The organism is Streptomyces sp. NPDC057271 (assembly GCF_042668715.1).
GTDB lineage: Bacteria > Actinomycetota > Actinomycetes > Streptomycetales > Streptomycetaceae > Streptomyces.
This window is the reverse complement of sequence record NZ_JBHUYJ010000042.1, coordinates 7,810-18,302: the sequence shown is the minus strand read 5'-3', so window position 1 is coordinate 18,302 and position 10,493 is coordinate 7,810. Positions and strand designations below refer to the sequence as shown.

Annotated in this window: 11 protein-coding genes; 4 read left to right on the top strand and 7 right to left on the bottom strand. The window is 72.0% G+C overall.

Features of this window, described 5'->3' with window-relative positions; all coding sequences use genetic code 11:
- Positions 1–113: 113 nt before the first annotated feature.
- The 7 genes from truB to rimP all read right to left on the bottom strand — a co-directional run bounded on the left by truB (position 114) and on the right by rimP (position 7,162).
- Positions 114–1,067 (bottom strand): tRNA pseudouridine(55) synthase TruB, encoded by a 954-nt coding sequence (gene truB, locus ACFUJR_RS20450; protein WP_383179112.1) that lies wholly within the window; start codon positions 1,065–1,067, stop codon positions 114–116.
- Positions 1,067–1,516 carry a 30S ribosome-binding factor RbfA gene (gene rbfA, locus ACFUJR_RS20445; RefSeq protein ID WP_361603499.1) on the bottom strand — a complete coding sequence of 150 codons (450 nt, stop codon included), beginning with the start codon at positions 1,514–1,516 and terminating at the stop codon, positions 1,067–1,069. Before rbfA ends, truB begins: the two co-directional genes overlap by 1 nt.
- Positions 1,517–1,545: 29 nt before the next feature.
- Entirely contained in the window at positions 1,546–1,839 is a 294-nt protein-coding gene (locus tag ACFUJR_RS20440; protein WP_019889861.1) for a DUF503 domain-containing protein, read from the bottom strand.
- A gap of 141 nt (positions 1,840–1,980) precedes the next feature.
- Positions 1,981–5,076: a translation initiation factor IF-2 gene (gene infB / locus ACFUJR_RS20435; RefSeq protein ID WP_383179109.1), complete on the bottom strand. Its 3,096-nt coding sequence runs from the start codon at positions 5,074–5,076 to the stop codon at positions 1,981–1,983.
- 147 nt (positions 5,077–5,223) lie between these two features.
- Positions 5,224–5,502, bottom strand: coding sequence for a YlxR family protein (locus tag ACFUJR_RS20430; protein WP_383179106.1), 279 nt, complete (start codon positions 5,500–5,502; stop codon positions 5,224–5,226).
- Positions 5,503–5,621: 119 nt separating this feature from the next.
- Positions 5,622–6,662 (bottom strand): transcription termination factor NusA, encoded by a 1,041-nt coding sequence (gene nusA, locus ACFUJR_RS20425; protein ID WP_383179103.1) that lies wholly within the window; start codon positions 6,660–6,662, stop codon positions 5,622–5,624.
- 2 nt (positions 6,663–6,664) lie between these two features.
- Positions 6,665–7,162, bottom strand: a complete 498-nt coding sequence (gene rimP, locus ACFUJR_RS20420) for a ribosome maturation factor RimP (RefSeq protein ID WP_383179100.1) — start codon at positions 7,160–7,162, stop codon at positions 6,665–6,667.
- A gap of 152 nt (positions 7,163–7,314) precedes the next feature.
- Here rimP and ACFUJR_RS20415 point away from each other — a divergent pair, with 152 nt between their 5' ends.
- The 4 genes from ACFUJR_RS20415 to ACFUJR_RS20400 are packed head-to-tail and all read left to right on the top strand — an operon-like array spanning position 7,315 to position 10,365.
- On the top strand, positions 7,315–7,917 hold the full coding sequence (locus ACFUJR_RS20415) for a hypothetical protein (protein ID WP_383179097.1): 603 nt from the start codon (positions 7,315–7,317) through the stop codon (positions 7,915–7,917).
- Positions 7,914–8,330 (top strand): ferritin-like domain-containing protein, encoded by a 417-nt coding sequence (locus ACFUJR_RS20410; RefSeq protein ID WP_383450610.1) that lies wholly within the window; start codon positions 7,914–7,916, stop codon positions 8,328–8,330. The genes ACFUJR_RS20415 and ACFUJR_RS20410 overlap by 4 nt, the downstream gene beginning before the upstream one ends.
- Before the next feature lie 56 nt (positions 8,331–8,386).
- The gene (locus ACFUJR_RS20405; RefSeq protein WP_383179092.1) at positions 8,387–9,286 is read left to right on the top strand and encodes an aminoglycoside phosphotransferase family protein; all 900 of its coding nucleotides are present in this window, start codon (positions 8,387–8,389) and stop codon (positions 9,284–9,286) included.
- Between the two features lie 47 nt (positions 9,287–9,333).
- A complete protein-coding gene (locus ACFUJR_RS20400; RefSeq protein WP_383179089.1) occupies positions 9,334–10,365 on the top strand; it encodes a slipin family protein in 1,032 nt (343 codons plus the stop codon).
- The last annotated feature ends 128 nt before the right edge of the window (positions 10,366–10,493 follow it).

Here is a 10,493-nt window from a genome sequence, read left to right as displayed (position 1 = left end):
AGCTAGGGGGGGGGGGTGGGGGAACGCCCATATTGGGAGTGGGTGGGTATTTCTGGGGGGGGGGGGGGGATGCCCCCACCCCCTCCCCCCCCCCACCACGCACGGTCGGCGGGTCAGCCGAAGACGGCGAGGCTCTTGGCCTTGCCCTTCTGCTCCTCCACGAGGGCGAGCAGCCGGTCGCCGGGCCCGAAGACCGCGACCGGTCCAGCCGGGTAGGACGGCATCTCCAGGCGGACGCCGTTCAGCAGCAGCCGGCCCCGCTTCTCGTCGACGTCCCAGCGGGGGAACGCCGCGGCGGCCGCCTCGGCGACCGGCATGACCGTCAGCTCCGCCTGGAGCTGATCGAGCGTCCGCGCCGAGTCGAGCTTGTACGGGCCGACCCGGGTCCGCCGCAGCGCGGTCAGATGGCCGCCCACGCCGAGCCCGGCGCCCAGGTCGCGGGCGAGCGCCCGGATGTACGTACCGGAGGAGCAGACGACGGAGACGACGAGGTCCACGACGGGCGTGCCTTCCCCGGAGCCTTCGTCCTGGGGGGACCCCCAGGCGACGGCCTCGCGGACGTCGTGCACCTGGAAGGACGAGACGGTGACCGGCCGGGCCGGGATCTCGAACTCCTCGCCGCCGCGCACCCGCGCGTACGACCGCTTGCCGTCGATCTTGATGGCGGAGACCTTCGACGGCACCTGCATGATGGCGCCGGTCAGCTCGGCCACGCCCGCGTCGATCTGCTCGCGGGTGACCTTCGAAGCGTCCACGGACGCCGTGATCTCGCCCTCGGCGTCGTCGGTGATGGTCGTCTGGCCCAGGCGGATCGTGCCGAGGTACTCCTTCTCGGTCAGCGCGAGGTGACCGAGCAGCTTCGTCGCCCGCTCCACGCCGAGGACGAGGACGCCCGTCGCCATGGGGTCGAGCGTGCCCGCGTGGCCGACGCGACGGGTCTTGGCGATCCCGCGCATCTTGGCCACGACGTCGTGCGAAGTGAAGCCCGGCGGCTTGTCGACGATGACCAAGCCTCCCCCGGTCTCCGGCCGGGAGATGCCCCCCGGCGTCTTTCCTGCGGTGCTCATCAGGCGGTGGTGCCCTCTTCGTCCTCGTCCTCGGGCTTGCGGTACGGGTCGGCCTCGCCGGCGTACTTCGCGCCGGACGACGCCTCGCGCACGGCCGCGTCGGAGGCGCGCGCCTTGTCGAGGAGGTCCTCGATCGTCTTCGCGGTCTCCGGGAGGGCGTCCGCGACGAAGGTCAGCGTCGGCGTGAACTTCGTCCCGGCGGCGGCACCGACGGCGGAGCGCAGGATGCCCTTGGCGCTCTCCAGTCCGGCGGCCGCGCTGGCCCGCTCCTCGTCGTCGCCGTAGACCGTGTAGAAGACCGTGGCCTCCCGCAGGTCACCGGTGACGCGGGTGTCCGTGATGGTCACGTGCGTACCCAGGCGCGGGTCCTTGATGCCGCGCTGCAGCTTCTCGGCGACCACCTCCCGGATGAGGTCCGCCAGCTTCTTCGCCCGCGCGTTGTCGGCCACTGGTCCTTCTCCTTCTTTGCCTTGCTCATTCAGTCTTCATCAGTGTGGAGCCTGCGTCGCACCGACAGCAGCTCCACCTCGGGCCGGGCCGCGACCAGCCGCTCACAGCGGTCGAGCACGTCCGATACGAACCCCGGGTCCCCGGACACCAGCGCGACGCCCAGCCGGGCCCTGCGATGGAGGTCCTGGTCGCCCACCTCGGCCGCGCTCACGGAGAACTTGCGCTGGAGCTCGGCGACGATGGGCCGGACGACGGAGCGTTTCTCCTTCAACGAATGAACGTCGCCGAGGAGCAGATCGAAGGACAGAGTCCCCACGTACATGCGGTGCCGGATGTCCCGCCGGTTCGGGTTCGATGGCCTGCCACGCCGTCGCTTGGCAGGAACACCAGAACCGTACACGCAACGGCCGGGGCCGATCGACGGAATACTTTCCGCCGACCGGCCCCGAACCTACAGCCGCACTCAGGCGCGCGGCTTCTCGCGCATCTCGTACGTCGCGATGACGTCGTCGATCTTGATGTCGTTGAAGTTTCCGAGGTTGATACCGCCCTCGAAGCCTTCGCGGATCTCGGTGACGTCGTCCTTGAAGCGGCGCAGACCCTCGATGTTGAGGTTCTCCGCGATGACCTTGCCGTCGCGGATGAGGCGCGCCTTGGTGTTGCGCCTGACCTCGCCCGAGCGGACGAGGACACCGGCGATGTTGCCCAGCTTGGACGAGCGGAAGACCTCGCGGATCTCCGCCGTACCGAGCTCGACCTCTTCGTACTCCGGCTTGAGGAGGCCCTTCAGAGCCGCCTCGATCTCCTCGATGGCCTGGTAGATCACCGAGTAGTACCGGACGTCGACACCCTCGCGCTCCGCCATCTGCGCCGCGCGGCCCGCAGCGCGGACGTTGTAGCCGATGACGATGGCGTCGGAGCCCATGGCCAGGTCGATGTCGGACTCGGTGACCGCACCCACACCGCGGTGCAGGACACGGATGTCGACCTCTTCGCCGACGTCGAGCTGGAGCAGCGAGGACTCGAGAGCCTCGACCGCACCGGACGCGTCGCCCTTGATGATGAGGTTGAGTTCCTGGACCAGACCGGCCTTGAGCACCTTGTCGAGGTCCTCGAGGGACACCCGGCGGACGCGCTTGGCGAAGGCGGCGTTGCGCTCACGCGCAGCACGCTTCTCGGCGATCTGACGCGCCGTACGGTCCTCGTCGACGACCAGGAGGTTGTCGCCGGCACCCGGCACGTTGGTGAGACCGAGCACCAGGACGGGAGTCGAGGGGGTCGCCTCCTCGACGTTGTTGCCCTTGTCGTCGAGCATCGCCCGGACACGGCCGTACGCGTCGCCGACCACCACGGTGTCGCCGATGCGCAGCGTTCCGCGCTGGACCAGGACGGTCGAGACGGCACCACGACCGCGGTCGAGGTGGGACTCGATCGCAATACCCTGCGCGTCCTGGTTCGGGTTGGCCCGCAGGTCGAGCGAGGCGTCGGCGGTGAGGACGACGGCCTCGAGCAGGGAGTCGATGTGCAGACCCTGCTTCGCGGAGATGTCGACGAACATCGTGTCGCCGCCGTACTCCTCGGCCACCAGACCGAACTCGGTCAGCTGACCGCGGACCTTGGTTGGGTCGGCACCCTCGACGTCGATCTTGTTGACCGCGACGACGATCGGGACGCCGGCGGCCTTGGCGTGGTTGAGCGCCTCGATCGTCTGCGGCATGACGCCGTCGTTGGCCGCGACCACGAGGATCGCGATGTCGGTCGACTTCGCACCACGGGCACGCATGGCGGTGAACGCCTCGTGACCCGGGGTGTCGATGAAGGTGATGCGGCGCTCTTCACCGTTGACCTCGGTACCCACCTGGTAGGCACCGATGTGCTGGGTGATGCCGCCGGCCTCGCCCGCGACGACGTTCGTCTTACGGATCGCGTCGAGCAGTCGGGTCTTACCGTGGTCGACGTGACCCATGACGGTGACGACCGGCGGACGGGAGACCAGAGCCTCTTCGCCGCCCTCGTCCTCGCCGAACTCGATGTCGAAGGACTCGAGGAGCTCGCGGTCCTCCTCCTCCGGGGAGACGATCTGAACCGTGTAGTTCATCTCGTCGCCGAGCATCTGCAGCGTGTCGTCGGAGACGGACTGAGTGGCCGTCACCATCTCACCGAGGTTCATCATCACCGCGACGAGCGACGCCGGGTTGGCGCCGATCTTCTCGGCGAAGTCGGTGAGGGAGGCACCGCGCGACAGGCGAATGGTCTCGCCGCCACCGCGGGGCAGCATCACGCCGCCGACCGACGGGGCCTGCATGGCCTCGTACTCCTGGCGCCTCTGACGCTTCGACTTACGACCACGACGCGCGGGGCCACCGGGACGGCCGAAGGCGCCCTGCGTGCCACCACGGCCACCGGGGCCACCGGGACGGCCGCCGAAGCCGCCGGGACGACCACCGAAGCCGCCGCCGCCACCGGGACCACCGGGACGACCGCCGCCACCACCGGGACCGCCGGGACGGCCGGCGAAGCCGCCGCCGCCACCACCGGGACCGGCCGGACGGCCGGCGAAGCCGCCGCCGCCACCGGGACGACCGCCGCCGCCACCCGGACGACCACCGGGGCCACCAGGACCACGGCCGCCACCGGGGCCACCACCGGGACGCGGGCCGGCAGCGGGACGCTGCGGCATCATGCCGGGGTTCGGACGGTTACCGCCGGGCGCGCCGCCCGGACGGGGAGCCTGCGGACGCGGCATGCCACCGGGGGTGGGACGCGCGCCGCCCTGGCCCTGGGGACGCGGGGCGCCACCGGGGCCGCCCTGCGGACGCGGGGCACCCGGAGCGGCACCGGGGCCGCCGGGACGGGGGGCACCGCCACCCGGACGGGGCGCCTGCGGGCGCGCCATTCCGGTGGAGCCACCCGAGGTGAAGGGGTTGTTGCCCGGACGCGGACCGGACGGACGGGCACCGCCCGGACGCGGAGCGCCCTGGCCCTGCGGACGCGGGGCGCCCTGGCCCTGCGGACGCGGCGCGCCCTGACCCGGACGGGCGGGACGCTCGCCGGTGGGACGGGGTCCCTGGGTCGCGCCACCGGGACGCGGACCGGCGGCGGGAGCCGACGGAGGCGCGGTGAACTCGGGCGCGGCCGGAGCCGGCGTGACCGGCTTGGGCGCGGGCTTCGGGCCCGGGCGGGGGCCCGAGGCGGCCGGAGCCGGAGAGGGGGTGCTGCTCGCCGGGGCCGCCGGGGTGACCGGGGCCGAAGGCGCGGCAGGGGCCGGCTTGGGGGCCGGGGCGCCGGGCTTCGGGGCAGCGGGACGTGCCGCGGCGGCCGGAGACGGCGCCGCGGGCTTCGAGGGGGCGGCCTTACGAGGCGCGCCAGGCTTCGCAGCGGTCTTGCCGGCGCCACCGCCGGGACCCTGCAACGCATCAGTCAACTTGCGCACGACCGGCGCCTCGATCGTCGAGGACGCCGAACGGACGAATTCACCGAGTTCTTGGAGCTTGGCCATGACGACCTTGCTCTCCACGCCGAACTCCTTGGCGAGTTCGTATACCCGGACCTTAGCCACTTCGCTCCTTTTAGGTCCGGTTACCGCCGGACCGTCGCTACTTCATGGGCGTACTCATCGCGTACTCATCGAGTGCTCATCGCAATCTCGACCTACTTCCAACTCGCGAGGTACCTGACCGCACGGTTATCCGTGCCGTACTTCTTCTTACTGGGTGAGCTGCTCCAGCCGACACCTGATTTCCGCCAGTTCGAGCGGCCCCGGGACCTTGAAGGCCCTCGGGAACGCCCGGCGGCGGACCGCCAGGTCGAGACAGACCGAGGCGGGGTGCAGATACGCACCCCGGCCGGGCAGCGTACCGCGATGATCGGGGACGCATGCGCCCTCGACCGCCACGATGCGCAGCAGATCGCTCTTGGCCGCTCGCTCCCGGCATCCCACACAGGTTCGCTCAGGGCACGCGCGGGCATGCGTCCGGCCAGACACGGTTAAGTCTACCTCCCCGTACCGACCTCACCCGTTTGGGGCAAAAATCGAACGATCGTTTGTCGTGATCTCGCCCTCACACCAGGTGGCGAAGGCGGGATCTCTTCCCTGCGGCGCGCTCAGTCCCGATCGCGCCGCTCGTCGGACGCTCCCCCCGGGCCCTGCGGCCCGGTGGGTGCTCCCGGCTCGGTGTCCGGACGGATGTCGATGCGCCAGCCGGTGAGGCGGGCGGCCAGACGGGCGTTCTGCCCCTCCTTGCCGATCGCCAGCGACAGCTGGTAGTCCGGCACGGTCACCCGGGCGGAGCGGGCCGCCAGGTCGACGATCTCGACCTTGGAGACCCGGGCCGGGGAGAGCGCGCTCGCCACCATCTCGGCCGGGTCGTCCGACCAGTCGACGATATCGATCTTCTCGCCGAGCAGTTCGGCCATCACGTTGCGCACCCGGCTGCCCATCGGGCCGATGCAGGCGCCCTTGGCGTTCAGGCCCGAACGGGTGGACCGAACGGCGATCTTGGTGCGGTGACCGGCCTCCCGCGCGATCGCCGCGATCTCGACGGAACCGTCGGCGATCTCGGGGACCTCGAGCGCGAACAGCTTCTTCACCAGATTGGGGTGCGTACGCGAAAGGGTGACGGACGGACCGCGGACACCCTTGGCCACCCGGACCACGTACGTACGCAGCCGCAGACCGTGCGTGTACTCCTCGCCCGGCACCTGCTCCTGCACCGGAAGGATGGCTTCCAGCTTGTCGTCCAGCTTGACGAGGACGTTCTTCGGGTCCTTGCCCTGCTGCACCATGCCGGCCACGATGTCCCCCTCACGGCGGGCGTACTCGCCGAAGGTGACGTCGTTCTCGGCGTCGCGCAGCCGCTGCTGGATGACCTGGCGGGCGGTGCTCGCGGCGATCCGGCCGAAGTCCGACGGGGTGTCGTCGAAGTCCTTGGGCTCCTGACCCTCCTCCAGTTCGGAGGGGTCTTCCTTCGCCCACACCGTCACGTGACCGGTCTGCCGGTTCAGCTCCACGCGCGCGTGGCGGCGGGCCGAGGGGGTGCGGTGGTATGCGATGAGGAGGGCCGACTCAATCGCCTCGACCAGCATCTCGAAGGAGATCTCCTTCTCTTGTGCCAAGCCCTTCAGGAGCTTCACGTCGATGTCCACGGCTACGCCTCCTCTTCCTTCTTGTCCTTGCGGTTGAACTCGATCTGGACACGCGCCTTGGCGACGTCCGCGAACTCCACCCGGCGGGCGGTGGGCTTGCGCCCCTTCACGCCCGGCACTTCGAGGTCGATGCCGTCGTCGTCCACGGCGAGGATCCGCGCGACGAGCTCGGCACCGTCGTCGAGCTGCAGCTTGACCAGCCGGCCCGTGGCGCGCACGTAGTGGCGGTGCTCCTTGAGCGGGCGCTCCGCGCCCGGGGTACCGACCTCGAGGTCGTACTCCCCCTCGCCCATCACATCGGTCTCGTCCAGCTTCGCCGAGAGCGCGCGGCTCACATCGGCGACCTGGTCCAGGTCGGCGCCTTCGTCAGAGTCGACCACCACACGCAGCACCCGCTTACGTCCCACGGAGGCCACCTCGAGCTCTTCGAGTTCGAGTCCCTGCGAGGCGATGAGCGGCTCAAGGAGTGCTCGCAGCCTGTCGCTCTGGGTGGTGCTCATCCGGGTGACTCCTCGGCCGCGTGTGCTGTTGTGGGTTCGTCGCGTGTCAGACCAAAGGGTATCCGGTCGCGGGGGGTGTTGCCGTCCACGGGCCCGGGGAGCGCGGGTACGCTCGCCTGCGGTGATCTTCGATCCGGGCCGAAGGAGTGAATGTGGGGCGCACGACGACCGTAGGCAGGCGCGCGCTCCTGGCCGCCGGGGCGGTGACGCTGGCCGGCTGCACCTCCGAGAGCGGCGGCGGGCGGCCGAGGAAGCCCTCCGCGGCCGAGCGGGCGGCGCTGGCCGAGGCGGCTCTCCGCCGCAGGTCGGCGTCGACGAGCCGGACCCTGCTGGAACGTTACGACGCGGTACTCGCCGCGCATCCCCCGCTGGCGGAGCGCCTGGCCCCGCTGCGTGCGGCGGTGGCGGCGCACGTCGCCGCGCTGGGCGAGGCCACGGCGAAGGACGCCCCTTCGGCCGACACCCGACCGGCCGACACCCGGCCGGGGGACGCCGCAGCCGGTCGGGCGACGAGCGGCACGGGAAACGGCACGGCGAGCCCGGTCCCCTCGGGCTCCGCGGCCCCGGTGCCTCCCGCGGAGGCCGCCGATCCGGCGGTCGCCCTCAAGGAGCTGGCGGCGGCCGCCCGGTCGACCGCCGACCTCCACGCGGCGACGCTGCTCGACGCGCCGCCCGAGTACGCCCGACTGCTCGCCTCCGTGGCGGCGGCCGGAGCGGTGCACGCCTATCTGCTGACCGAAGGAGGCCGGGGATGAGCGCCCTCGACGCGGCGCGCGCCGCGCTCGCCGCCGAGCACGCGGCGGTGTACGGGTACGGCGTCGTCGGCGGCCGGATCGGCGCCGAGCGGCGCGAGGAGGCCGCTGCGGCTTACGAGGCGCACCGCGCCCGGCGCGACGGTCTGCGCAGGACCGTGCGGGACCTCGGCGGCGAACCGGTGGCCGCCGCGGCCGGTTACGAGCTGCCGTTCCCGGTGCCGGACGCGGCGGCGGCCGGACGTCTCGCCGCCGTTCTGGAGGACCGGGTGGCCGGGGTCTACTCCGATCTCGTACGGGCGGCGGAGGGTCCGCTTCGGCGGGACGCGGCCGCCGCGCTGCGGGAGGCGGCGGTACGGGCCGTCCGCTGGCGCGGCACCGACGTAACCTTTCCTGGGCTCGCCGAGCGGGTGTGAGCCCGGCGCCCCAACGGCCCCGACCAGCTCCGTACTGCAGAAGGAACAACGCACGCATGGGTTTCGAACCGCCGCAGCGACTGGTGCGGACGCTCGGCGAGACGTACGGGGACGCGGTCGCGGCCGAGTGGCTCGGAAAGCTGCCCGAACTCACGAGGAACGCCCTGGAGCGGGCCTTTCTGGACGTCGAGCGGGTGATGGCGCCCGGTGGCCGCAGCAGTCTGGTGGTGCTCGTACGCCGGGCCGACGGCTCCGCCGCCGCGCTGAAGATCGCCCCGGAGGCCGCCCGGCCCGACCTGGAGCGGGACGCGCTGGCGCACTGGAACGGCTGGGGCGCGGTGCGGCTGCTCGACGCGCCCGAGGACGGTTCGCTGGTCCTGGAGCGGCTGCACCCGGAGGTGTCGGTGCGCTCCCTGCCGGAGGCCAAGGCGCTTCTGGAGGCGGCGGGCACGGTCCGGAAGCTGTGGGTGGAGCCGCCGGCGGCGCACGGCTTCGAGTCGGTGGCCGAGCGCACCGCCGGGCAGGCGACGGCGATGGAGTACTACCGGGCGGACGCCGAGGCCGGTGCGCTGACCGCCGCCGCTCTGGAGGCGCGCGCGGAGCTGGTCGCCGACTCCCCCGAGACACTGCTGCTGCACGGCAACTTCCGCCAGGGCAAGGTGCTCGCCGGTGACCGCGCGCCGTGGCTGGCCGTCGGACCCGAGCCGCTGGTCGGCGAGCGCGCCTACGACCTGGCGCGGCTGGTACGGGACCGGGTCGAGGATCTGGTGGCGGCCTCGGCCGGGGCGTCGGCGGCCCGTCGGCGGGTCAACAAGCTGGCGGACTCCCTGGAGGTGGACCGGGAGCGGCTGCGCGGCTGGACCCTGTTCCGCGCGGTCGAGTCGGGCACTCGGGCGCTCACGGCGGGGCGGCGGCAGGACGCGGAGCTGTTGCTGGAGTTCGCGGGCTGGCTGTAGGGGAATACCCTTGCTGTAACGCTCGGCTCGGAGCTCAGGGGGCCGTCATGGTCGAGGAGCTGTTGGCAGCGGCGGCGGCGACCGGTGTAGCGGTCGTCGTGTACGTCGGCGCGGCTGCGCGCGTGGTGAAGCAGTACGAACGGGGTGTCGTCTTCCGCTTCGGGCGGCTGATGAGCCAGGTCCGGCAGCCGGGATTCACGATGATCGTGCCGGTGATCGACCGGATGCACAAGGTGAACCTGCAGATCGTGACGCTGCCCGTGCCGGCGCAGGAGGGCATCACCCGGGACAACGTCACGGTGCGGGTGGACGCGGTCGTGTACTTCAAGGTGGTCGACGCGGCGGACGCGCTGGTGCGGGTGGAGGACTACCGGTTCGCGGTCTCGCAGATGGCGCAGACCTCGCTGCGGTCGATCATCGGCAAGAGCGATCTGGACGACCTGCTGTCGAACCGCGAGAAGCTCAACCAGGGTCTTGAGCTGATGCTCGACAGTCCGGCGATGGGCTGGGGTGTCGCGATCGACCGCGTCGAGATCAAGGACGTCTCGCTGCCGGAGACGATGAAGCGTTCGATGGCGCGGCAGGCGGAGGCGGACCGGGAGCGCAGGGCGCGGGTGATCAACGCGGACGCGGAGCTGCAGGCGTCGAGGAAGCTGGCGGAGGCGGCGGCGGTGATGTCGGAGCAGCCGGCGGCGCTGCAGCTGAGGCTGTTGCAGACGGTGATGGCGGTCTCGGCGGAGAAGAACTCGACGCTGGTGCTGCCGATCCCGGTGGAGCTGCTGCGGTTCCTGGAGCGGGCGGCGACGCCGCAGGGTGGTGCGGCGCCGTCCGACGCGGCCACGCCCCCTGTGCCGGTGGCGCCGCCGGAGACGTTCCAGGACCCTGTGCCGGTGGCGCCGCCGGAGACGTTCCAGGACCCGTTGCCGGTGCTCCCGGAGGAGGCGGAGGCCCTGGAGGGGCCGCCGCCCGAGCCCCGCGTGACGACGGACCTCCCGGACCTGGCGGATCTCCCACCGCTGCCGGACGGCACGGTGGCGGGTCCCCCGGCGGACCCGGTCCCCAGGAGCGAAGCCGCCTGACGCGACGCGGCCCCCGGGGCCCCCCCGGCCGGGGGGGGGGCGACGGGGAGGACAGGGAGTGTTCGCCCTTCGGCGGGGGATTGTCTCCCCCACCCCGGATTCCCCCTCCTCCCCCCCGCCGTGGTTCC